Raw genomic sequence first — 22,404 nt, 5'->3', positions numbered from 1 at the left:
TTACGTCACCGCGGCCCGCCGGTGGAACTCTGCCCGGTCCCAGCTGCCGTCGCGGATCAGCCGGGCGAGGATGTCGGCCGCGCGCTCGACCTCGTCCATCGACAGGTAGAGCGGGGTGAAGCCGAAGCGCAGCAGGTCCGGCGCGCGAAAATCGCCGATCACCCCCGTCGCGATCAGCGCCTGCATCACCGCATAGCCCTGCGGATGCCGGAACGACAGCTGCGAGCCGCGCCGGGCCGGATCGGCGGGCGAGGCCAGCGCCAGCCTGGGGCAGTCGCGCGCCAGCCGCGCCCGGAACGCCTCGGACAGGGCGATGGAGCGGGCGCGCAGATCGGCCATGTCCACGCCCTCCCAGACATCGAGCGCCGCCTCCAGCACCGCCATCTGCAGCACCGGCGGCGTGCCGACCCGCATCCGCGCCACCCCCGGCGCGGGGCGGTAGCCCGGTTCGAAGGCGAAGGGCGCGGCATGGCCGAGCCAGCCCTGCAAGGCGGCCTCTGCCCCCGCATGGTCGGGCCGGACATAGAGAAAGCCGGGCGCCCCCGGCCCGCCGTTCAGGTATTTGTAGGTGCAACCGGCGGCGAAATCGGCCCCTGCGCCGGCCAGGTCCACGGGCAGGGCGCCCGCGCTATGCGCCAGATCCCAGACCGTCAGCGCCCCCGCCGCATGGGCCCGCGCCGTCAGATCGGCCATGTCGTGCAGCCGGCCCGTGCGATAGTCGACCTCGGTCAGCATCACCACCGCCACGCTGGCGTCGATGGCCTGCGCGACATCTTCCGGCGGCACCACGCGCAACGCGTGCCCCCGGGCCATCAGCCGCGCCAGCCCGTCCGCCATGTAGAGGTCGGAGGGGAAGTTGCCGCTGTCGGACAGGATCACGCGCCGGTCCGGGCGCAGCGCCAGCGCCGCCGCCAGCGCCTGCCAGACCTTGATCGACAGGGTGTCGCCCACGGTGACGCTGCCCTCTGCCGCGCCGATCAGCCGCCCGATCCGGTCGCCGAGCCGCCGCGGCTGGTCCATCCAGCCCGCGCGGTTCCAGGCGGTGATCAGCTGCGCGCCCCATTCCGCCCGCAGCACCCGTTCCATCGCCGCGGGGGCGGTGCGGGGCAGGGGGCCCAGCGAATTGCCGTCGAGATAGATCACCCCGGCCGGCAGGTCGAACATCGCCCGCGTCGCCCCGAAATCCGTGGTCATGCCTGCCCTCCCCCGGCCGGCGGCGCCGGCCCCGTCGCCAGATGCGCCATCGCCCGGCACCCTGACCCCGCCGCCGGCCGGGCGCAACATCCTTGCGCGTGCCGCAGGGTCACTCCCGCACCCCGCCCGGCGCGATCATCTTCTTGTGAAACATGCTTTGCCCGTGTTTAAAGGCGCACGACGGGGATCCACCGGGGCTGAACGGCCCGACAGATGGAGGAAAGACAGTGAAGATCGGTTCACCACGGGAAAGCCACGAGGGCGAGGCGCGGGTCGCGCTGACGCCGGATTCGGCAGCCCAGCTGAAGAAACTCGGACATGACTGCCTCGTCGAGGCCGGCGCCGGGATGGCGGCGGGCATCACCGATGCGGCCTATGAGGCCGCGGGGGTGACCGTGCTGCCCGATGCTGCCGCGCTTTATGCCGCAGCCGATGTGGTGGCCAAGGTGCGCCCGCCGACCGAGGCCGAGGTCGATCTGCTGCGCCCCGGCCAGACGCTGATCTCGTTCTTCTACCCCGCCCAGAATACCGAGCTTCTGGAACGCGCCAAGGCCAGGGGCGCGACCGTCGTCGCGATGGACATGGTGCCCCGCATCAGCCGCGCGCAGAAGATGGACGCGCTGTCCTCGATGGCGAATATCGCCGGCTATCGCGCGGTGATCGAGGCGGGCGCGAATTTCGGCCGCTTCTTCACCGGGCAGGTGACGGCGGCGGGCAAGGTGCCCCCGGCCCGGGTGCTGGTGGTGGGCGCGGGCGTCGCGGGTCTCGCCGCGATCGGCACGGCGACCAGCCTCGGCGCGATCACGCTGGCCTTCGACGTGCGCCCCGAGGTGGCCGAGCAGATCGAATCGATGGGGGCGGAGTTCGTCTATCTCGACTTCGCCGAACAGCAGACCGACGGCGCCGCGACCGGCGGCTATGCCGCGCCCTCCTCGCCGGAATTCCGCGAGGCGCAGCTGAAGAAGTTCCGCGAGCTTGCACCCTCGGTCGACATCGTCATCACCACCGCGCTGATCCCCGGCCGGCCCGCGCCGAAGCTGTGGACCGAGGACATGGTGGCGATGATGAAGCCCGGTTCGGTCATCGTCGACCTCGCCGCCGAACGCGGCGGCAACTGCGACCTGACCGTGCCCGACCAGAAGATCGTCAGCCCGAACGGCGTGACGGTCGTGGGCTATACCGACTTCCCCAGCCGGATGGCCGCGCAGGCCTCGACGCTGTACGCCACCAACATCCGCCACATGATGACCGACCTGACGCCCGGCAAGGACGGCGTCATCGTCCACAACATGGAAGATGACGTGATCCGCGGCGCCACGGTGACGACGGCGGGCGAGATCACCTTCCCGCCGCCGCCGCCCAAGGTCGCGGCCATCGCCGCGCAGAAGCCGAAGGAGAAGGTGAAGGAGCCCACGCCCGAGGAACGCCGCGCCGCCGAGGTCGCGGCCTTCAAGGCGCAGACCCGCAACCAGGTGGGGCTGCTCGCGGTGGGCGCGGTGCTGATGCTGGGGCTGGGGATGGTCGCGCCGGCCAGCTTCATGCAGCACTTCATCGTCTTCGTGCTGGCGGTCTTCGTGGGCTTCCAGGTGATCTGGAACGTGTCGCATTCGCTGCACACGCCGCTGATGGCGGTGACCAACGCCATCTCGTCGATCATCATCCTCGGCGCGCTGATGCAGATCGGATCGGGGTCCTTCCTCGTGATCCTGCTGGCGGCGCTGTCGATCTTCATGGCCGGGATCAACATCTTCGGCGGCTTCCTCGTCACCCGGCGCATGCTCGCCATGTTCCAGAAGTCGTAAGGAGACGGGGACAATGGATTACGGTTTCACCACCGCCGCCTATGTCGTCGCGGCGATCCTCTTCATCCTGTCGCTGGGCGGCCTGTCCGGGCAGGAAAGCGCCAAGCGCGCCGTCTGGTACGGCATCGCCGGCATGGCGCTGGCCGTGCTGGCGACGCTGGCCGGACCCGGCGCCGGGCTGTGGCTGCTGTCGCTGATCCTGATCGCGCTCGGCGGCGGCATCGGCTGGGTCGTGGCCACGCGCGTGCAGATGACCGAGATGCCGCAGCTCGTGGCGGCGATGCACAGCCTCGTCGGCCTTGCCGCGGTCTTCATCGGCTTCAACACCCATATCGAGATGGCGCGCATCGCCGGCATGTCGATGGAGGCGCGGGCGGCGCTGGACGGCTTCGCCGCCGTCATCGCCCACAAGTCGCCGGTCGAGATCGGCATCCTGCGGGTCGAGACCTTCCTCGGCATCTTCATCGGGGCGGTCACCTTCACCGGCTCGGTCATCGCCTTCGGCAAGCTCGCGGGCCGCGTCGACGGCAAGGCGAAGAAGCTGCCGGGCGGGCACCTGCTGAACGCGGGCGCCGCGGCGCTGTCGCTGGTCCTGCTGCTGGTCTACCTGCAATCCGGCTCGACGCTGGCGCTGATCGTGATGACGCTGGCCGCGCTGTTCATCGGCTATCACCTGATCATGGGCATCGGCGGCGCCGACATGCCGGTGGTGGTGTCGATGCTGAACAGCTATTCCGGCTGGGCCGCCGCGGCCATCGGCTTCTCGCTGTCCAACGACCTGCTGATCGTCGTGGGTGCGCTCGTCGGCTCCTCGGGCGCGATCCTCAGCTACATCATGTGCAAGGCGATGAACCGCAGCTTCGTCTCGGTGATCCTCGGCGGTTTCGGCGGCACGGCCGGCCCGGCGATGGAAGTTACCGGCGAACAGATCGCCATCGACGCCGACGGTGTGGCCGCCGCGCTGAACGAGGCCGACAGCGTGATCATCGTGCCGGGCTACGGCATGGCGGTGGCGCAGGCGCAACAGAGCGTGTCGGAACTGACCCGCAAGCTGCGCGCCCGGGGCAAGGAGGTCCGCTTCGCCATCCACCCCGTCGCCGGCCGCCTGCCCGGGCACATGAACGTGCTGCTGGCCGAGGCGAAGGTGCCCTATGACATCGTCATGGAGATGGACGAGATCAACGAGGACTTCCCCTCGACCGACGTGGCCATCGTCATCGGCTCGAACGACATCGTCAATCCGGCGGCGCAGGAAGACCCGAACAGCCCCATCGCCGGGATGCCGGTGCTGGAGGTCTGGAAGGCCAAGCAGGTGTTCGTGTCCAAGCGCGGTCAGGGCACCGGCTATTCCGGCATCGAGAACCCGCTGTTCTACAAGGACAACACCCGGATGTTCTATGGCGATGCCAAGAAGAGCATCGACCAGCTGCTGCCGATGATCGACTGAGGAAAGGGGGCCGGGCGGCCCCCTTTCGCTTTACGCCAGCCGCACCGACATCCCGCCATCGACGATCATCGGGCTGCCGGTCATGAAGCTCGCGCGGTCCGAGAGCAGGAACAGCGCCGCCTGGGCGATTTCCTCCGCCTCTGCCATCCGCTTCATCGGGTGCAGCCCGGCGATGTAGTCCATCACCTCGGGGCTGTCGTCGCCCAGAACCGGGGTGATGGTGCCGCCCGGCAGCAGGGCGTTGACCCTTACGCCCTCGGCGGCATGGTCGCTGGCGAGCGACTGGGTCAGGCCGATCAGCCCGGCCTTCGAGGCGGCATAGGCCCCCATGCCCGGCAGCCCGCCATTGCTGAACCCGACGAAGGACGAGGTGAAGACGATCGAGCCGCCGCCCGTCCGGCGCAGGGCCGGGATCTGCGCGCGCGCCGCATGGAAGGCGCTGGTCAGGTTGGTGGCGATCACGCGGTGCCAGGTGTCGGGCGTCATCTGGGGCAGGGGGCCCAGATCGCCGAGGATGCCGGCATTGTTGAAGGCGCCGTCGAGCCGGCCGTAAGTGGCGAGCGCCAGATCGACCAGGGCCTGGGCATATCCGGCCTCGCAGACATCCCCCGCCAGCACCTCGGCCGACCCGATGCGGTCGGCCAGCGCCCGAAGCTCGGGTTCGCGCCGCGCGCCGAGCACCAGTCTTGCGCCCTCGCGCGCGAACAGGGCGGCGGCGGCCGCGCCGATGCCGCTGCTCGCGCCCGTCACGATGATGATCTTGTTGCGAAGTTCCATGGTCTTGGCTCCTGTGTGGTTGCCCGGGGAACCTGGTCGCGGCAGCCCGCCGTCACGACCCGGAACCTGCGGGTCCGGTCGGGCCGTGCGGGCAATGCGCAGGAAACGGGTGCCCCCGGCTCTTGCGGCAGCGGCGGGTCGCCGGCCTTGCCGGCAGCCGTCGAGGTCCGGCCGGGCGGCCGGCACGCGGGACCGGCCGGAAGGGGGCGCCCCCTTCGCAGGGCGTGGCATCGGTGCCAGTATGCGCGCGCATGCAACCGCTGCGACAGGCCGTCCCTTGCCGGGGGCGCGCCCGCGCGCCTAGCTGCGGGTCAGCCCGACGGAAGATGCCCGATGCCCACACCCGACGACCACCCGCAGCGCTACCCGCTGGTATCCGAACTGCATGCGCGGCCCTTTCCCGCGCTGGCTGCCCCCTGCGAGGCGGCGTTCCTGGCGATCAAGGAACCCGCCGATGCCGCCAATCGCGACCGCGCCCGCGACCATGCGCATCTGGTCGCGCTGCTGTCCCGCCATGGCGCGTCCGCGCCGGATGCCGAGGTCACCCATCATGCCGGGACCATCGGGCGCCATGCGCTGAAATGGGAAAGCCATACCGAATTCGTGACCTATTCCGCCTTCTCGCCCGGCCTGTCCGACCGGCCCTTCGACCCGGCGCTGGCCGAGGTTTTCCCGGCGGACTGGCGGGCCGAGGCGCCGGGGCGGCGGCTGGCGGCGGTGCTGATCCGGGTCGACTACCTGCCGGACATGGGCGCGCTGGAGGGCCGGCTGTCGGGCTGGTTCGTCCCAGAAAGCCTCGCCGTCGCGGCGATCCATGACGGGCAGGCGGTGATCGCCGGCGATTTCCGCATCGACCCCTCGGGCCAGATGCGCTTTGCCGTCTTCGTGCGGCCGGATACCGGGCCGCAGCGGGTGGGCCGGATCGTGCAGCGCCTGTGCGAGATCGAGACCTATCGCGCCATGTCGATGCTGGGGCTGCCGCAGGCGCGGGCGCTGAACGCCCGGCTGAACGGCATCGACCGCCGTCTGCTCGACCTCGTCGCCGACATGTCCGACGAGGCCCGCCCGGCCGAAGAGGTGCTGCACGGGCTGCTGACCGTCTCGGCCGAGCTGGAGGCGCTGGCCATGCGCCATGCCTTCCGCTTCGGCGCCACCGCCGCCTACGAGGCCATCGTGCGCGAACGGCTGGACGTGCTGCGCGAAACGCGGCTGGAAGGCTGGCAGACCTTCGGCGAGTTCTTCCTGCGCCGTTACGATCCGGCGATGCGCACCGTGGCCAGCGCCGAACGCCGGCTGCAGCGGATGGCCGAACGCGCCACCCGCGCGGGCGAGCTGCTGCAGACCCGCGTCGATGTGGAACGGCAGGCGCAGAACCAGGACCTGCTGGCCAGCATGGACCGCCGCGCCGCGCTGCAATTGCGGCTGCAGCACACGGTAGAGGGGCTGTCGGTGGTGGCCATCGGCTACTACGCGGTCAGCCTTGCCGCCTATGCGCTGGCGCCGCTCGCCAAGGGCGCGGGTATCGGCAAGGAGGTGCTGACCGCGGTGCTGGTGCCGCCGGTGCTGCTGGCGGTCTGGTGGGTGATCCGCCGTCGCATCCGCCAGGGCGGGCACTGACCCAAGGCCCCCTGCAGCCGACCCGAACAGCCTGCGGGGGGCGCAGGGCCCCCCGCCGCCTCCATTTCACGCCTGCTAGCGGCCGCGGATGCGCGGGTCCAGCGCGTCGCGCAGCCCGTCGCCGATGTAGTTGACGCTCAGCACCGTCAGCGAGATCGCGATCCCCGGCATCACCACCCGCATCGGGAACAGCTGGATCTGGTCCACGGCGTCATAGAGCAGCCGCCCCCAGGTCGGGAAATCCGGCGGAAAGCCGAGCCCGAGAAAGCTCAGCGCCGATTCCGTGATGATCGCCGCGGCGATCCCCAGCGTCGCCGAGACCATGATGGGCGACAGCACGTTGGGCAGGATGTGGCGCAGGATCATCTTGGCGGGCGAGGTGCCGATGGACCGCGCCGCCAGCACGAATTCCCGCTCTTTCAGCGCCAGAACCTCGCCGCGGACGATGCGGGCGGTCTGCATCCAGCTGGTCACGCCGATGGCGATGACGATCAGGATGAAGATCCCCGTTTCCGGACCGAAGCGCTGCGACAGCGGTTCGCGGAACAGCATCACCATCACCAGCAGCAGAGGCAGCAGCGGCAGGGCCAGGAACAGGTCCGTCAGCCGCATCAGCACCCCGTCGAGCCGGCGGAAGAAGCCGGCCGACACGCCGATCAGCGTGCCGAGCAGGATCGACAGGCCCATCGCGGTCAGGCCCACGGCGATCGACACCTTGCCGCCCGCCATCAGCCGGGCCAGCATGTCGCGGCCCAGCTGGTCTGTGCCCAGCGGATGCGCCAGCGACGGCCCCTGGTTGCGGCTGCGCATGTCGACGAAGGTGGGCGCGGTGTTCCAGACCAGCGGCCCGAGCCAGACCACCACGAGGATGGTGACGAAGATGGCCAGCCCCAGCATCGCGCCGCGATGGCTGCGGAACTGGCGCCAGATGTCGCGCATCTGGCTGGAGGCGGGGGCGGTCTGCGGGGTGGGGACCACGGTCTCAGTCATAGCGGATCCTCGGGTCCAGAAGGCCGTACAGCACATCGGCGACCAGGTTGAACAGCACGATCAGCACCGCGAAGATGAAGGTCAGCGTCTGCACCATCGGGATGTCGTTGGCCTGGATGGCGGTGATCAGCAGCTGCCCCAGCCCGTTCACCTTGAACACCTGTTCGGTGATGATCGCCCCGCCGAAGATCGTGGGCACGCCGAGCGCGATCACCGTGACCACCGGGATCATCGAGTTGCGCAGCACATGGGTCAGCACCACGGCCCGTTCCCGCAGCCCCTTGGCCCGGGCGGTGCGCACATAGTCCTGCCGCAGGTTGTCGAGCATCGAGGCGCGCATGAACCGGCTGATCTGGCTGGCGTTGTACAGCGCCAGCACCGTCACCGGCAGCACCATCTGCCGGATCTGGAAGACGAAGCTGTCCCAGTCCGTCACTCGGTGCGTGGTGTCGTAGATCGAGGGGAACCAGTTCAGGTTGACCGCGAAGAGGATGATCAGCACCACGCCGGTAAAGAAGGTCGGGACGGAGAAGCCCACCATCGACACGAAGGTGCCCAGCTGGTCGAACCACGAATATTGCCGGTAGGCCGACAGGATGCCGATCGGCAGCGCGATGGCGACGCCCAGCACATAGGCGAGGCCCACCACCCACAGCGTCTGCGGGATGCGCTGCGCGATGATGTCGGCGACCGGGCTGCGCGTCTGCCAGGAAATTACCCGCTGCGCATCGCCGGCCATGTCGGTGCCCAGCATCTGGTCGAGGATGTTCAGCGGCTCGATCACGAAGAACTGCTTCAGCCACAGCAGATAGCGCATATGGATCGGTTCGCCGAGGCCGAGCGCCTCGCGCATTCTCTGGCGCACCTCGGGCGGCACCGTCAGCGGCATCTGTGCCATCGGGTCGCCGGGCGCGAGGTCCAGCAGCAGGAAGATGATCAGGCTGATGAACAGCAGCGTCGGTATGGCGATCAGCAGGCGGCGGATCGTATAGGTCAGCATGCGGGGGCGATGCCTCCGGGCGCGAGAGGGAAGGGGAATGCGACGGACGCCCCGGCCCGGGCTGCGGGCGGGGCGTCCGGTTCAGGCGGCGGACCGCCTTACTTGATGCGGTACCAGTCGGCAGCGTTCCACAGCTCGCTGTCCCAGGTGTTCAGGACCACGCCGCCCAGGGTGTTGGAATGCGCCGACAGGCGGCCGCGATCCACCAGCGGGATGATGACCATGCTGTCCTTGGTCAGCATGTCGTTCAGCCGCTTCGCGATCTCGCCCCGCTGTTCCAGTTCGCCCGTCTTGCCCAGTTCGGCGATCAGCGCATCGTACTCCGGGTCGCAGAAGCGGTTGATGTTCTCGCCCTGCCACTGCGTTTCCGGCTTGGGCGCCTTGTCGCAGGTATACATGGCCAGATAGCTTTCCGGGTCGGTGCCGTCGAAGTTGTTCGCGTACATCTCGACATCGGCATAGAACTTCTGGAACGTGTCGGGCGAGCCGGGGTCGCCGCCGAAGAAGACCGAGCCGTCGACGTTCTTCAGCTCCGTCTCGACGCCCAGTTCCGTCCACCACTGCTTGATGATCGCCTGGAAGTCCTGGCGCACGGCATTGGTCGAGGTCTGGTAGAGCAGGCTCAGCTTCATGCCGTCCTTGTCGCGGATGCCGTCGCCGTCGGTATCGGTCCAGCCGGCTTCCTCCAGCAGCGCCTTCGCGCCCTCCATGTCCCAGGTCAGGCAGCCGGTGTTGTCGGTCGAGGCATACATCTCGGGCGCGGGCACGAGGTTGCAGGTCGGCCGGCCGGCCTCGCCATAGCCCACGTCGGACAGAAGCTGGCGGTCGATCGCCATCGACAGCGCCTGCCGCACCCGGATGTCGGACAAGATCGGGTGGGGGTGCGCGGCGGTCGAGCGCTCGCCCTCGGGCAGGCTCGGCGAGGGGTCGGTCATGTTGATCTCGATCCGCTCGACCAGCGTGCCGAAGGCGTTGACCAGCTGGCCCTTGCCGCCCTTCAGCATCTCGGCCAGCACCTCGGGTGCCAGTTGCGTATTCCAGGCATAGTCGAACTCGCCGGTTTCCAGCACCGACCGCGCCGCCGCCGCCGCATCGCCGCCGCCCTTGAAGGTCATGGTGGCGAAGGCGGGCTTGGCCGGGTCGCGGTATTCCGGGTTGGCCGACAGCGAGATCACGTCGTTCGGGCGGAACTCGTCGACCTTGAACGGGCCGGTGCCGACCGGCATGAAGTTGGCGTCGGTGCATTCGGGCGCCCGCGCGCCGAGGCATTCGGCGAATTGCGCCTTCTGGATCACCGGACCCTGGCCGCCCGAGAAGGGGCCATAGGGGAAGGGCTTCGGTTCGCTGAAGGTAATCTTCACCGTCAGCGGGTCCACCGCCTCGACGCTGCTCACGCCCTCGAACTTGGCCAGCTGCGCGCAGCCGCCTTCGGGATGCATGCAGTATTCGGCGGTGAAGGCCACGTCCTCGGCGGTGAAGTCGGTGCCGTCCGACCATTTCAGGCCGGGCTTGATCTTGTAGGTGATGGTCATCAGGTCTTCGGACACGCCGCCGTTTTCCAGCGTCGGCACCTCCTCGACCAGCCAGGGCAGCATCGCGCCCGTCTCGTCATAGCGGATCAGCGGTTCGATCACGAGGCTCGCCGCCTCGATGTCTTTCGTGCCCGAGGACAGGTAGGGGTTCATGATCGACGGCGCCTGCGAATAGATCACGTTCACATGGCCGTCGGCGCCCCGTTCGGCCAATGCGGCCGGGGCCAGCGCCAGGGTCGCACCCGCGCCCAGCAAGATCGTCTTCAGTTTCATTCCACTCTCCTTGTTGGATATCCGCGCGGTTCCGCGTCGGCCGCCGTTCGCGGCAGGCACCCGGCCGGATCCCGGCGGGCACCCCGCATCACCTGTCGTCCTTCATCCGGTTCCGGATGGTGTCGATGACCTCGGCAATGCGCGTTCCTTTTCGCGTCTGATGGTTGCTGACGGGTGCCCCGGTGCGGCGCGGCCCGACTGATGCTGATTGTCGGATCAAGCCGCGAAAAAAGGCAATAGGCTTGCGAGGTGGCCTTGCGTCATCCTTGCCGCACGGGAAGGACCCAAGCACGTTTGACTTTCCGGTCAGCTTCTCGCTAGCGTCGGGGCAAGGCCGCGACCGTCGGCCGCGTCCATCGAATTCCGATCTGACAGGGTCCCCAGATGCTCGACACGCCGGCCGCAGCCGAATCTCCGCTGGTATCGATTCGCAACCTGAGGGTGGAATTCGAGACGGGCGAGGGCACCGTCGTCGGGGTCGAGGATGTCAGTTTCGACATCGCCCCGGGCGAGTGCGTCTGCGTCGTCGGCGAAAGCGGGTCGGGCAAGTCGGTGTCGTCGCTGTCGCTGATGCGGCTGGTGGAATTCGGCGGCGGCGAGATCGCGGGCGGGCGGCTGCTGTTCCGGCGCGAGGGCGGCGGCGAGATCGATCTGGCCAAGGCCGAACCGGACCTGATGCGCCAGATCCGCGGCAACGAGATCGGCATGATCTTCCAGGAGCCGATGACCTCGCTCAACCCGGTCTTCACCGTGGGCCGGCAGCTGACCGAGGGCCTGCGCGTGCACAAGGGCCTGTCCCGCGCCGCGGCCGAGGCCCGCGCGCTGGAACTGCTGCGGCTGGTGCGGATCAGCGAACCCGAACGCCGCATCCGGCAATACCCGCACGAACTGTCGGGCGGGATGCGGCAGCGGGTGGTGATCGCCATGGCGATGGCCTGCGAGCCGCGGCTGCTGATCTGCGACGAACCCACGACCGCGCTCGACGTGACGATCCAGGCCGAGATCCTCGCCCTGATCGACCGGCTGAAGCGCGAGAAGGGCACCGCGGTCATGTTCATCACCCATGACATGGCGGTGGTGGCGCAGATGGCCGACCGCGTCGTGGTCATGTATCGCGGCAACAAGGTCGAGGAGGGGCCGGTCGAGAAGATCTTCGAGGCCCCGGAACATCCCTATACCAAGGCGCTGCTCGCCGCGGTGCCCCGCCTGGGCGAGATGGCGGGCAAGGATGCGCCGGAGCCGATGCGCCTGCTGGATCGCGGCGGCGCGGCGCAGGCGGAACCCGCCGCTGCCCGCCCCGCGCCGGTCGCGCCCGCGGTGGAGCCCGCGGTGCTGCTGGACGTGAAGCACCTGACCACGCGCTTTCCGGTCAAGGGCGGGCTGCTGCGCCGCACCATCGCTTATGTCCACGCCGTCGAGGATGTGAGCTTCACCCTGCGGCAGGGCCAGACGCTGAGCCTGGTGGGCGAGTCGGGCTGCGGCAAGTCGTCCTGCGGCCGGTCGATCCTGCGGCTGGTGGAACCCACCTCGGGGCAGGTCTGGCTGGACGGGCAGGATGTGCTGACGCTGGACGAGCGCGGCATGCGCCGCGCCCGGCGCGAGGTGCAGATGGTGTTCCAAGACCCCTTCGCCAGCCTCAACCCGCAGATGCGGCTGCTGGACGTGGTGGCCGAACCCTTGCGCAACTACGGCATCGCCTCGGGCAGCGCGCTGCATGACCGGGTGGCGGGGCTGTTCGACCGGGTGGAACTGCCGCGCAGCTTCCTGCGCCGCTATCCGCACGAACTGTCGGGCGGGCAGCGCCAGCGCGTCGCCATCGCCCGGGCGCTGGCGCTGAACCCCAAGCTGATCATCGCCGACGAGGCGGTCAGCGCGCTCGATGTCAGCGTGCAGGCGCAGGTGCTGAACCTGATGATGGAACTGCAGTCCGACCTCGGCCTGTCCTTCCTGTTCATCAGCCACGACATGGCGGTGGTCGAACGGGTCAGCCATCATGTCGGCGTGATGTATCTGGGCCGGATCGTCGAGATCGGGCCGCGCGCGGCGGTCTTCGGCAACCCCACGCACCCCTATACCCGGTCGCTGCTGTCGGCGGTGCCCATCGCGGATCCCCGCCGCCGGGTGCTGCGGGGCGAGGTGGAATATACCCCCATCCCCTCGCCGATCTTCCCGGTGGGCCATGAACCCGCCGCCTCGGCCTATGACGAGATCGGCCCCGACCACTACGTCCTGAAAGGCTGACCATGACGACCCCGGACCTGACCCCGCGCGAGATCCTCGCGCAGCTGGTGGCGTTTCCCACCGTCAGCCGCGACACGAACCTGCCGCTGATCGACTGGGTGGAGGCTTATCTCGCTGGCTACGGCGTTCGCACCGCGCGGGTGCCGAACCCGGGCGGCGACAAGGCCAGCCTCTATGCGGTGACGGGGCCCGAAGTGCCGGGCGGGATCGTGCTGTCCGGCCACAGCGACGTGGTGCCGGTGGAGGGGCAGGACTGGACGACCGACCCCTGGGTGCTGACCGAACGCGACGGGCGGCTGTACGGGCGCGGCGCGGTGGACATGAAGGGCTTCGACGCGCTGGCCATCGCCGCGATGGCGCGGGCGGCACGACTGCCGCTGCAACGGCCGCTGATGCTGGCGCTGAGCTATGACGAGGAACTGGGCTGCGAGGGCTGCAAGGACATGGTGGCGGAAATGGCCACCCGCCTGCCCGCGCCCGAGGCGGTGATCGTGGGCGAACCGTCGCGGATGAAGGTCGTGACCGGCCACAAGGGCGGCACCGCCTATCGGCTGCATCTGGAAGGCTACGAGGTGCATTCCTCGATCATGCACACCGGCGTCAACGCGATCATGGAGGCGGCGAAGCTGACCATGTGGGCGAACGAGGCCAATGCCGCCAACCGCACGAAGACGCCGGATCCCGTCGGCGCGGCCTTCGAGCCGCCCTGGACCACGGTGCATGTGGGCAAGATCGAGGGCGGCACCGCGCATAACATCACCGCAGGCGATTGCCGGATGCTGCTCGACTTCCGCGTGGTGCCGGGCGAACGGGTCGAGGACTGGGTGGCGGCCTTCGAGGCGAAGGTGGCCGAGGTCGAGGCGCAGATGCAGGCGGTGCGGCCCGAGACGCGGATCCATGCCGACCGCTATTTCACCGTGCCGCCGCTGGTGCCCGAACCCGGCGGCAGCGCCGAGACACTGCTGCGCCGCCTGTCGGGCGACAATGCCGGCCATGTGGTCAGCTATGGCACCGAGGCCGGGCATTTCCAGGCGCAGGGCTGGTCCACCGTCGTCTTCGGGCCGGGCGACATCGACCGGGCGCACAAGGCCGACGAATATATCGCCATCGCGGAACTGGACGAAGGCTGGGCCTTCATGGGCCGGATGCTGGAGCATCTGACGCGATGATCCGCTTCCCGATCCGGGCCGACGGTCCCGTGGCCCATCCCGGCCCGCCGCCCGCCGCCTGCGACGTGGCGGTGATCGGCGGCGGCATCATCGGCGTCGCCACCGCCCTGTGGCTGGCGCGGGCGGGGGTGAAGGTCGCGCTGCTGGAAAAGGGCCGCATCGCGGGCGAACAGTCCAGCCGCAACTGGGGCTGGATCCGCCAGCAGGCCCGCGACCCCGCCGAACTGCCGATCATGATCGAGGCGAACCGCCTGTGGCGCGACCTCGCGGCCGAGATGCCGGGCCTGGGCTTTCGCCAGACCGGGGTGATGTATCTGGGCAAGACGCAGGCGGACAGCGCCCGCTACGAAGGCTGGCTGCCTCATGCGCAGGCGCACGGGCTGGATACCCGCATCCTGACGAAGGATCAGATCGCGGCGCTGTTGCCCCATGCCGAGGGCTGGACCACGGCGCTGTGGACGGCGTCGGACGCGCGGGCCGAACCCTGGGCCGCGGTGCCGCTCTTGGCGAAGGCGGCCGAGGCTGCGGGCGCCATCATCGTCGAGGAGTGCGCGGTCCGCGCGCTCGACCTGGCCGCGGGGCGGGTTGGGGGGGTGGTCACGGAACGGGGCCGCATCGCCTGCGACCGGGTGGTGGTGGCGGGGGGCGCCTGGTCCTCGCTGTTCCTCAGGGCGCATGGCGTCGCGATTCCGCAGCTGTCGGTCCGCTCTTCCGTCGCCGTCACCGAACCCTTGCCCGAGGTCTTCGCGGGCGGGGCCGCGGGCAGCGGCTTTGCCTTTCGCCGGCGCGAGGACGGGCGCTATACGCTGGCGCCCGGCAGTTTCCACGAATTCTACATCGGCCCCGACGCCTTTCGCGCCCTGCGTCCCTTCATCCCGCAGATCCGCGCCGACCTGTCCTCCACCGCCTTCCGTCCCGCCGCGCCGAAGGGCTGGCCGGATGCCTGGACCACGCCCCGCCGCTGGGATGCCGATCGTCCCGGCCCGTTCGAGGCGATGCGCGTGCTGGAGCCTGCGCCGAACCTGCGGCGGCTGGAGACGGTGCGCGCGGGCTTCGCCCGGGCGTTCCCGCAACTGGGAGAGGTGAAGATCGCCACCGCCTGGGCCGGGATGATCGACACCATGCCCGATATCGTGCCGGTGGTGGATGCGGCGCCGATCCCCGGCCTGACCATCGCCACCGGCATGTGCGGCCACGGCTTCGGCATCGGCCCCGCCTTCGGCCGGATCGTCGCCGATCTGGTCCGGGGCCGCGATCCGGGGCATGATCTCACCCGGTTCCGCTTTTCCCGCTTCACCGACGGGTCCAAGATCGAGCTTGGACCCTGGATCTGACCAAAGGAGGCTGCCATGCCCGTCAAGAACCGCTTCGCCGAGCTTCTCCCGGAAATCACCGCCTGGCGCCGGGACTTCCACGAGAATCCGGAACTGCTGTACGAGGTGCACCGCACCGCGGGCAAGGTGGCCGACCTGCTGCGCGGCTTCGGCTGCGACGAGGTGGTCGAGGGCATCGGCCGCACCGGCGTGGTGGGGGTGATCCGCGGCAAGACCGATGCCTCGGGCCGGGTGGTGGGGCTGCGCGCCGACATGGATGCGCTGCCGATCCTTGAAAAGACCGGGCTGCCCCATGCCTCGAAAACGCCGGGGGTGATGCATGCCTGCGGCCATGACGGGCATACGGCGATGCTGCTCGGCGCCGCGAAATACCTCGCCGAGACGCGGAATTTCGACGGCACCTGCGTGGTGATCTTCCAGCCCGCCGAAGAGGGCGGCGGCGGCGGGCGCGAGATGGTGGCCGACGGGCTGATCGACCGGTGGGGCATCCAGGAAGTGTACGGCATGCACAACATGCCGGGCATCCCCGTCGGCACCTTCGCCATCCGCCCCGGCGCGATCATGGCGGCGGCGGACCATTTCACCATCACCGTCACCGGCAAGGGCGGCCATGCCGCCAAGCCGCATCAGTGCATCGACACGACGCTGGTCGCGGCGCAGATTATCGTGGCGCTGCAAAGCATCGTCAGCCGCAACGTGGACCCGCTGAAACAGGCGGTGCTGTCGGTCTGCACGCTCGCCACCGACAGCCCGGCCTACAACGTCATCCCGCAGGAAGTGGTGATGAAGGGCACGGTGCGGACCATGGACCCGGCGGTGCAGGACATGGTCGAACGCCGCCTGTCCGAGGTGGCGCAGGGGGTGGCGCTGGCGCTTGGCGCGACGGCGGCGGTGCAATACGACCGCGGCTATCCGGTCACCGTGAATGAACCCGGGATGACCGAACATGCGGTCAGCGTGGCGCGGGACGTGTCGGGCAATGTCGATCCGGACACCGCGCCGCTGATGGGGGCCGAGGATTTCAGCTACATGCTGAACGAACGCCCCGGCGCCTACATCTTCCTCGGCAACGGCAATACGGCAAGCGTGCATCACCCGGAATATGAATTCGACGACAACGCGATTCCCTTCGGGTCCAGCTGGTATGCGGGTATGGTCGAGGCGCGGATGCCGGCGGCGTGACCGCCGGACGCAGCCCGTTTTGCCCAAAGGATCATCATGCGCCTCATTTCTGCTGTCCTGTTGATGACATTGGCGGCCTTGCCCGCCCGTGCGGAACCGCTTCGCGTTCCGGTCGACGATGATTTCGCCAGCTTTCCGATCCAGCGGAACATCACCAATCGCTCGTCGACGGTCTACTGGAACACCTATGCCGCGTCCGGGCGACTGGTGATCTGCGGCTTAATCCAGCACCACGACCCCAGCCTGATGATGCACGACAGGACGCTGCTGAAGCGGGCGAGCGTCGAGGTGAACGGCAAGCCGGTCATCGAGGGATTGCAATACTTCGCGCGTGTCGGGATGAGCCAGAAGCCGGAGGCATCCGAGGCCGAATGCAGGGTGACGGGTGTGCCCGTGCCTCCGCCCGACAGCAAGGTCGTGCTGATGATGCCGACCATAACCGTGCGCGACTAGTCCAAGGCGGCTCGCGTGACCTCGCAGTCCGTGCCGCCGTAGAAGACCGCCAGCACCCGGTCCATCGCCGCGCCGAGGGGCGTTCCCGGCGCGGCGCGCGCGAAGAGCGTCGCCGAGGAGCGCAGCTTCAGCGCATCGACCGGGCCGAGGATGTCCTCGGCGCTGCGGCCGGGATGGGACAGCATCGCCTCGGCCGCCTGCACGAGGCGCGGCCCCAGCACCGGGTCGGCGGCATAGGCACGCGCCTCGGCCAGATCGGCGATGCCGTAGAACTTTGCCGTGCCCGAGCGGCCGAGCGCCGCGAGTTGCGGGAAGACGAACCACATCCAGTGGCTGTGCTTGCGCCCGGCGCGCATTTCCGCCAGCGCCGCCTCGATCGTGTCCGCCTGCGCGGCGTGGAACCGCGACAGGTCTGCCATCTCAGCCGCCGGTATGGCTCATGTGCCGGCTCATCTGGCCGGCGACACGTTGTCGGGAATAGTCGAAATCATGGCCCTTGGGCTTGCGGGCGATGGCGGCGCGGATCGCGGCCTCCACCACCCCATCCTCGGGCGAGGCCCGCAGCGGCGCGCGCAGGTCGGCCATGTCCTCCTGCCCGAGGCACATGTACAGCTCGCCCGTGCAGGTCAGCCGGACGCGGTTGCAGCTTTCGCAGAAATTATGGGTGAGGGGGGTGATGAAGCCGATCTTCTGCCCGCTCTCGGCCAGCCGGACATAGCGCGCCGGCCCGCCCGTGCGTTCGGCAAGGTCGATCAGGGTAAAGCGTTCGGCCAGCCGTTCGCGCAATTCGCGCAAGGGCCAGTACTGGTCGAGCCGCGTTTCCTCGCCCATGTCGCCCATCGGCATGACCTCGATGAAGGTCAGGTCATGGCCCTCGGCCCCGCACCAGTCGACAAGGCGGAACAGTTCGTCCTCGTTGAAGCCCTTCAGCGCGACGGCGTTGATCTTGACCTTCAGCCCCGCGGCGGTGGCTGCGCGGATGCCGTCCAGCACCTGCGGCAGCCGGCCCCAGCGGGTGACCTGCGCGAACTTGCCCTCGTCCAGCGTGTCGAGCGAGACATTGACCCGCCGCACCCCGCAGGCGGCCAGATCGGCGGCGAAGCGTGCCAGCTGGCTGCCATTGGTGGTCAGCGTCAGCTCCTTCAGCGCGCCCGAGTCCAGATGCCGGGACATGGCGCGGAAGAAGGTCAGGATGTCGCGCCGCACCAGCGGTTCGCCCCCGGTGATGCGCAGCTTTTCGACCCCCATCCGCACGAAGGCGGAACAGAGGCGGTCCAGTTCCTCGAGCGTCAGCAGGTCCTTCTTCGGCAGGAACTGCATGTGTTCCGCCATGCAATAGGTGCAGCGGAAATCGCAGCGGTCCGTCACCGAAACGCGCAGATAGCTGATCGGCCGGGCGAAGGGATCGACGAGAGGAGCCATTGACGGAACGTAGGCGCGCGGCGCGGGCGACGCAAGTCCGCTCAGTCGAGGCGGCGGGCGGCCTCGGTCCGGGCCCAGGGCTTCAGCACCGCGCCGTGTTCCACCAGCCAGGCGCGGGTCAGGGCGGGGTCGTGCTTCGACAGGTCGCGCAGCCACCAGGCCACCGCCTTCTGGATGAACCAGTCGCGGTCGGGGGCGAGCGCGGCGCACCAGCCCAGCACCCGGGCGCGGATCGCCTGATCCTCGGGCTTCGGGAAGGGCAGCTTCGTCCAGGGCAGGGTGATCACCAGCGCGGCGCGGCGGGTCCACATATGCGGCGCCGCGATCCAGGGCTCGACCTCGTCGATGCGTGCGGGGTCCGCCACCAGCCGCCGGCCGCCGGCGCTGCAGGCATGGTCGGCGATGGCCCAGCCGTCGAACTCCGGCACCCAGCCCGCGATCAGCCGCCAGACCGGCCCGTCATCGGGGATGCGGGCCTGGGTCAGCAGCTTGGCCGCGGCCACGCGGGCCTCGTGCACATCGCTCCGCCACAGACCGTCGGCCAGCGCGACCCGGCCCGGCACGTCCAGCCCCGCCCGCCAGTCGCGCGCCATCGCGTCGATCGCGGGCACGGGCACGCCCAGATAGCGGCGGGGCGCCTTGTGATAGGCGGCGGACTGCAGCGCGCGGTCGGGGTCGCCCGCCGCCTCCAGCTCCGCCAGCGCGGTCCCGGGCGTCATTCCACCGTCACCGACTTGGCCAGGTTGCGGGGCTGGTCCACATCGGTGCCCTTGGCGACGGCGGTGTGATAAGCCAGCAGCTGCGCGGGTACGGCATAGACGATGGGCGCCAGCAGCGCCGGCACCTCGGGCAAGGTCACCGTGGCCCATGTGCCCTGCGCCGCCTCGTCCGCGCCGCGGCTGTCGGTCATCAGCAGCACCTGCCCGTGCCGGGCCATCACCTCCTGCATGTTCGAGATGGTCTTGTCGAACAGCCGGTCATGCGGGGCCAGCACGATCACCGGCACCTGCCGGTCGATCAGCGCGATGGGGCCGTGCTTCAGCTCGCCCGAGGCATAGCCCTCGGCATGGATATAGCTGATCTCCTTCAGCTTCAGCGCGCCTTCCAGCGCCAGCGGATACATCGCGCCGCGCCCGAGGAACAGGATGTCCTGCGCCTCGGCCAGCCGTTCGGCCAGCCGTGCGATCTCGTCCGAGCGGGCCAGCGCCTGGTTCATCAGGCCGGGCAGGGCGCGCATCTCGTCCAGATGCCGGGCCAGCGTCTCGGGGTCGAGCCGCCCGCGATCCGCCGCGGCCTTCAGCGCCAGCAGCGCCAGCACCGCCAGCTGGCAGGAGAAGGCCTTGGTCGAGGCGACGCCGACCTCCACCCCGGCGAGGATCGGCAGGGCGATGTCGGCTTCCCGCGCGATCGAGGAGGTGGGCACGTTCACCACGGCGAGGATCTTCGCCACCTTGTCGCGGACGAAGCGCAGCGCGGCCAGCGTATCGGCGGTCTCGCCCGACTGGCTGACGAAGATCGCCTGCGAGGCGGGCGACAGCGGCGGCTCGCGATAGCGGAACTCGCTGGCGATATCGACGTCGCAGGGCAGGCCGGCGAGGCTTTCGAACCAATATTTCGCCACGAGGCAGGCATAGGAGGCGGTGCCGCAGGCCACCAGCACCAGCCGGTCGGTGCCGGCGAACTCCACGCCCTCGGGCAGGGCGATGCCGTCCGCCGGCAGGTAGTGGCGCAGCGCGTCGCCCAGCACCACGGGCTGTTCGGCGATCTCCTTGGCCATGAAATGCTTGAAGCCGGCCTTCTCGATCCGGGTGGCGTCCAGCGCCACGGTCTGCATGTCGCGGTTGGCGCGGCGGCCGGCGCGGTCGAAGATCTCCACCCCCTGACGGGTGACGAAGGCGTGGTCGCCTTCCTCCAGATAGGTGATGCGGTCGGTCATCGGCGCCAGCGCGATGGCGTCCGAGCCCACGAACATCTCGCCCGTGCCATGGCCGATGGCCAGCGGGCTGCCCTGCCGGGCGGCGACCATCAGATCCTCTTCGCCGTCGAACAGGAACAGCAGCGCGAAGGCCCCGGCCAGCCGGTCCAGCGTCGCCACCGCCGCCTCGCGCGGGGACAGGCCCCGGTCCAGATGCAGCCGCGCCAGCATGGCCACGGTTTCGGTATCGGTATCGGTCTCGGGCGTCAGGCCCGCGGCCGCCAGTTCGGCGCGCAACTCGCGGAAATTCTCGATGATGCCGTTATGGACCACCGCCACCTTGCCGGACCGGTGCGGATGGGCATTGCCCACCGTCGCCGCGCCATGGGTGGCCCAGCGGGTATGGCCGATGCCGGTCTTGCCTGCCAGCGGCTCGTGCACCAGCAGGTCGGACAGGTTGACCAGCTTGCCCACCGCGCGGCGGCGGTCCAGCCGGCCCGCGTTCACCGTGGCGATGCCCGCCGAGTCATAGCCGCGATATTCCAGCCGCTTCAGCGCCTCGACGATGATCGGCGCCGCTTCGTGATTGCCGAGAACTCCGACGATTCCGCACATTTACCGCACCTTCTTCTGCCGCCGATCGGCCTCGGCCTTCAGCTTTTCGAACAATTTCACCGCCAGCCCCGGTTTCGACACCTGCCGGGCGCGGCCGATGGCCAGCGCCGCCTCGGGCACGTCGCCGGTGATGACCGAGCCGCTGGCCGTCATCGCGCGGTCGCCCACCGTCACCGGCGCCACCAGCATCGTGTCCGACCCGATGAACACCTCGCGCCCGATGACGGTGCGGTGCTTGGACACGCCGTCATAGTTGCAGGTGACGGTGCCCGCGCCGACATTGGTGCGCTCGCCCACCTGCGCGTCGCCCAGATAGGTCAGGTGGCCGACCTTCACGCCTTCATCGAGGATCGAGTTCTTGATCTCGACGAAATTGCCGACATGCACGTCCTCGGCCAGTTCCGCGCCGGGGCGCAGCCGGGCGAAGGGGCCGACGCTGGCGCCGCGGCTGATATGGCAGCCCTCCAGATGGCAGAAGGCGCGCACCTCGGCGCCGGATTCCACCGTGACGCCGGGCCCGAAGACGACATTGGGGCCGATCACCGCGTCGCGCCCGATCGCGGTGTCGAAGCTGAAAAACACCGTGTCGGGCGCCTGCAGGGTCACGCCCGTCTCCATCGCCTCGGCCCGGGCACGGGCCTGGAAGGCCGCCTCGGCGCGGGCCAGTTCCACCCGGGTGTTGATGCCCAGCGTCTCGGCCTCGGGGCAGGTGACGACACGGGCGGCAAGGCCCCGGGCGCGGGCGGCACCGACGACGTCGGTCAGGTAGTATTCCCCCGCCGCGTTGTCGTTGCCGAGCCCGGCAACGAGCTCGGCGAGCAACCCCGCCTCGGCCGCCAGCACGCCGGAATTGCACAGGGTGATCGCCCGCTCCGCCTCGGTCGCGTCCTTCCATTCGACGATCCGGTCCAGCCGGTCGCCCGCGGCCACCAGCCGGCCATAGCGGGCGGGGTCCGCCGCCTCGAACCCCAGCACCGTCACCTCGGCCGGGCTGTCGATCAGCGCCTGCAGCGTGTCGGGATGGATGAAGGGCGTGTCGCCATAGAGAACCACGACCCGCCCCGCGAAGCCCGCCAGCGCCGGCATCGCCTGCGCGACGGCATGGCCGGTGCCCAGCTGTTCGGCCTGCCGCACGCAGGTCGCGTCGGGGTCATAGGCGCGGACCGAGGCTTCGACCGCCGCGGCGCCGTGGCCGGTGACCACGACCACCCGCTCCGGGTCCAGCGACCGGCCGGCCTGCAGCGCGTGCCAGAGGATCGGCACGCCCGCCAGCGGGTGCAGCACCTTCGGCAGGTCCGAATTCATCCGCGTGCCCTGGCCCGCGGCAAGGACGATCAGCGCTGTGGCCATTCTTGCACCTTTATTTCTGCTCGCTGCCGTTTTACCGAAGGGCCGGTGCCCCGCAAGGGGCGGGGGCTTCACTTGTCCTTACCACAGATTT

The 22,404-nt window shown here is 69.4% G+C and carries 18 protein-coding genes; 8 read left to right on the top strand and 10 right to left on the bottom strand.

What is annotated here, in order from left to right; genetic code table 11:
• Window positions 1-1,194, bottom strand: coding sequence for a kynureninase (kynU, locus tag EEY80_RS06635; protein ID WP_126975794.1), 1,194 nt, complete (start codon window positions 1,192-1,194; stop codon window positions 1-3).
• 227 nt (window positions 1,195-1,421) lie between these two features.
• Here kynU and EEY80_RS06630 point away from each other — a divergent pair, with 227 nt between their 5' ends.
• The gene (locus EEY80_RS06630; RefSeq protein ID WP_126975793.1) at window positions 1,422-2,996 is read left to right on the top strand and encodes a Re/Si-specific NAD(P)(+) transhydrogenase subunit alpha; all 1,575 of its coding nucleotides are present in this window, start codon (window positions 1,422-1,424) and stop codon (window positions 2,994-2,996) included.
• Between the two features lie 13 nt (window positions 2,997-3,009).
• Window positions 3,010-4,443 carry an NAD(P)(+) transhydrogenase (Re/Si-specific) subunit beta gene (locus tag EEY80_RS06625; protein ID WP_126975792.1) on the top strand — a complete coding sequence of 478 codons (1,434 nt, stop codon included), beginning with the start codon at window positions 3,010-3,012 and terminating at the stop codon, window positions 4,441-4,443.
• Between the two features lie 30 nt (window positions 4,444-4,473).
• Here the strand turns inward: EEY80_RS06625 and EEY80_RS06620 are convergent, their stop codons facing one another.
• Window positions 4,474-5,220 carry an SDR family oxidoreductase gene (locus EEY80_RS06620; RefSeq protein ID WP_126975791.1) on the bottom strand — a complete coding sequence of 249 codons (747 nt, stop codon included), beginning with the start codon at window positions 5,218-5,220 and terminating at the stop codon, window positions 4,474-4,476.
• Window positions 5,221-5,553: 333 nt separating this feature from the next.
• On the opposite strand from EEY80_RS06620, the gene EEY80_RS06615 reads away from it, so the two are divergent.
• Entirely contained in the window at window positions 5,554-6,837 is a 1,284-nt protein-coding gene (locus tag EEY80_RS06615) for a DUF3422 family protein (RefSeq protein WP_126975790.1), read from the top strand.
• A 75-nt stretch (window positions 6,838-6,912) separates the two neighbouring features.
• On the opposite strand, the gene EEY80_RS06610 is transcribed toward EEY80_RS06615, so the two are convergent.
• From EEY80_RS06610 to EEY80_RS06600, 3 genes are all read right to left on the bottom strand, one after another.
• Entirely contained in the window at window positions 6,913-7,827 is a 915-nt protein-coding gene (locus EEY80_RS06610) for an ABC transporter permease (protein WP_126975789.1), read from the bottom strand.
• Window positions 7,820-8,827: an ABC transporter permease gene (locus tag EEY80_RS06605; RefSeq protein ID WP_126975788.1), complete on the bottom strand. Its 1,008-nt coding sequence runs from the start codon at window positions 8,825-8,827 to the stop codon at window positions 7,820-7,822. The genes EEY80_RS06610 and EEY80_RS06605 overlap by 8 nt, the downstream gene beginning before the upstream one ends.
• A gap of 98 nt (window positions 8,828-8,925) precedes the next feature.
• Window positions 8,926-10,632, bottom strand: coding sequence for a peptide ABC transporter substrate-binding protein (locus tag EEY80_RS06600; protein ID WP_126975787.1), 1,707 nt, complete (start codon window positions 10,630-10,632; stop codon window positions 8,926-8,928).
• Between the two features lie 384 nt (window positions 10,633-11,016).
• Between EEY80_RS06600 and EEY80_RS06595 the strand changes: the two genes are divergently transcribed.
• From EEY80_RS06595 to EEY80_RS06575, 5 genes are read left to right on the top strand one after another with little or no spacing between them, the layout of a single operon-like run.
• The gene (locus EEY80_RS06595) at window positions 11,017-12,873 is read left to right on the top strand and encodes an ABC transporter ATP-binding protein (RefSeq protein ID WP_126975786.1); all 1,857 of its coding nucleotides are present in this window, start codon (window positions 11,017-11,019) and stop codon (window positions 12,871-12,873) included.
• Window positions 12,874-12,875: 2 nt separating this feature from the next.
• Entirely contained in the window at window positions 12,876-14,042 is a 1,167-nt protein-coding gene (argE, locus tag EEY80_RS06590; protein ID WP_126975785.1) for an acetylornithine deacetylase, read from the top strand.
• Window positions 14,039-15,376 carry an NAD(P)/FAD-dependent oxidoreductase gene (locus tag EEY80_RS06585; RefSeq protein ID WP_126975784.1) on the top strand — a complete coding sequence of 446 codons (1,338 nt, stop codon included), beginning with the start codon at window positions 14,039-14,041 and terminating at the stop codon, window positions 15,374-15,376. The genes argE and EEY80_RS06585 overlap by 4 nt, the downstream gene beginning before the upstream one ends.
• Window positions 15,377-15,391: 15 nt before the next feature.
• The gene (locus EEY80_RS06580) at window positions 15,392-16,558 is read left to right on the top strand and encodes a M20 aminoacylase family protein (protein ID WP_126975783.1); all 1,167 of its coding nucleotides are present in this window, start codon (window positions 15,392-15,394) and stop codon (window positions 16,556-16,558) included.
• A gap of 36 nt (window positions 16,559-16,594) precedes the next feature.
• On the top strand, window positions 16,595-17,011 hold the full coding sequence (locus EEY80_RS06575) for a hypothetical protein (RefSeq protein ID WP_126975782.1): 417 nt from the start codon (window positions 16,595-16,597) through the stop codon (window positions 17,009-17,011).
• On the opposite strand, the gene EEY80_RS06570 is transcribed toward EEY80_RS06575, so the two are convergent.
• Genes EEY80_RS06570 through glmU form a run of 5 tightly spaced genes read right to left on the bottom strand, consistent with a single transcriptional unit; the run spans window position 17,008 to window position 22,313 of the window.
• On the bottom strand, window positions 17,008-17,430 hold the full coding sequence (locus EEY80_RS06570; RefSeq protein ID WP_126975781.1) for a DUF1810 domain-containing protein: 423 nt from the start codon (window positions 17,428-17,430) through the stop codon (window positions 17,008-17,010). The genes EEY80_RS06575 and EEY80_RS06570 overlap by 4 nt on opposite strands.
• Window position 17,431: 1 nt before the next feature.
• The gene (moaA, locus tag EEY80_RS06565) at window positions 17,432-18,433 is read right to left on the bottom strand and encodes a GTP 3',8-cyclase MoaA (RefSeq protein WP_126975780.1); all 1,002 of its coding nucleotides are present in this window, start codon (window positions 18,431-18,433) and stop codon (window positions 17,432-17,434) included.
• Window positions 18,434-18,474: 41 nt separating this feature from the next.
• Window positions 18,475-19,152, bottom strand: coding sequence for a DNA alkylation repair protein (locus EEY80_RS06560; protein WP_126975779.1), 678 nt, complete (start codon window positions 19,150-19,152; stop codon window positions 18,475-18,477).
• Window positions 19,149-20,963: a glutamine--fructose-6-phosphate transaminase (isomerizing) gene (gene glmS / locus EEY80_RS06555; RefSeq protein WP_126975778.1), complete on the bottom strand. Its 1,815-nt coding sequence runs from the start codon at window positions 20,961-20,963 to the stop codon at window positions 19,149-19,151. Before glmS ends, EEY80_RS06560 begins: the two co-directional genes overlap by 4 nt.
• Window positions 20,964-22,313 (bottom strand): bifunctional UDP-N-acetylglucosamine diphosphorylase/glucosamine-1-phosphate N-acetyltransferase GlmU, encoded by a 1,350-nt coding sequence (gene glmU, locus EEY80_RS06550; RefSeq protein ID WP_126975777.1) that lies wholly within the window; start codon window positions 22,311-22,313, stop codon window positions 20,964-20,966.
• Between the last annotated feature and the right edge of the window lie 91 nt (window positions 22,314-22,404).

Origin of the sequence: Frigidibacter oleivorans, from assembly GCF_003993775.1 — a bacterium.
In the GTDB taxonomy this organism is placed as follows: Bacteria; Pseudomonadota; Alphaproteobacteria; order Rhodobacterales; family Rhodobacteraceae; genus Frigidibacter; species Frigidibacter oleivorans.
This window is presented reverse-complemented; position numbering and strand designations above follow the sequence as displayed.

Bases quoted from the DNA above. Each gene is read 5' to 3' on its own strand.
- kynU (WP_126975794.1), bottom strand. From the start codon at position 1,194: ATGACCACGGATTTCGGGGCGACGCGGGCGATGTTCGACCTGCCGGCC.
- EEY80_RS06625 (WP_126975792.1), top strand. From the start codon at position 3,010: ATGGATTACGGTTTCACCACCGCCGCCTATGTCGTCGCGGCGATCCTC.
- EEY80_RS06620 (WP_126975791.1), bottom strand. From the start codon at position 5,220: ATGGAACTTCGCAACAAGATCATCATCGTGACGGGCGCGAGCAGCGGC.
- EEY80_RS06615 (WP_126975790.1), top strand. From the start codon at position 5,554: ATGCCCACACCCGACGACCACCCGCAGCGCTACCCGCTGGTATCCGAA.
- EEY80_RS06610 (WP_126975789.1), bottom strand. From the start codon at position 7,827: ATGACTGAGACCGTGGTCCCCACCCCGCAGACCGCCCCCGCCTCCAGC.
- EEY80_RS06605 (WP_126975788.1), bottom strand. From the start codon at position 8,827: ATGCTGACCTATACGATCCGCCGCCTGCTGATCGCCATACCGACGCTG.
- EEY80_RS06600 (WP_126975787.1), bottom strand. From the start codon at position 10,632: ATGAAACTGAAGACGATCTTGCTGGGCGCGGGTGCGACCCTGGCGCTG.
- EEY80_RS06595 (WP_126975786.1), top strand. From the start codon at position 11,017: ATGCTCGACACGCCGGCCGCAGCCGAATCTCCGCTGGTATCGATTCGC.
- argE (WP_126975785.1), top strand. From the start codon at position 12,876: ATGACGACCCCGGACCTGACCCCGCGCGAGATCCTCGCGCAGCTGGTG.
- EEY80_RS06585 (WP_126975784.1), top strand. From the start codon at position 14,039: ATGATCCGCTTCCCGATCCGGGCCGACGGTCCCGTGGCCCATCCCGGC.
- EEY80_RS06580 (WP_126975783.1), top strand. From the start codon at position 15,392: ATGCCCGTCAAGAACCGCTTCGCCGAGCTTCTCCCGGAAATCACCGCC.
- EEY80_RS06575 (WP_126975782.1), top strand. From the start codon at position 16,595: ATGCGCCTCATTTCTGCTGTCCTGTTGATGACATTGGCGGCCTTGCCC.
- EEY80_RS06570 (WP_126975781.1), bottom strand. From the start codon at position 17,430: ATGGCAGACCTGTCGCGGTTCCACGCCGCGCAGGCGGACACGATCGAG.
- moaA (WP_126975780.1), bottom strand. From the start codon at position 18,433: ATGGCTCCTCTCGTCGATCCCTTCGCCCGGCCGATCAGCTATCTGCGC.
- EEY80_RS06560 (WP_126975779.1), bottom strand. From the start codon at position 19,152: ATGACGCCCGGGACCGCGCTGGCGGAGCTGGAGGCGGCGGGCGACCCC.
- glmS (WP_126975778.1), bottom strand. From the start codon at position 20,963: ATGTGCGGAATCGTCGGAGTTCTCGGCAATCACGAAGCGGCGCCGATC.
- glmU (WP_126975777.1), bottom strand. From the start codon at position 22,313: ATGGCCACAGCGCTGATCGTCCTTGCCGCGGGCCAGGGCACGCGGATG.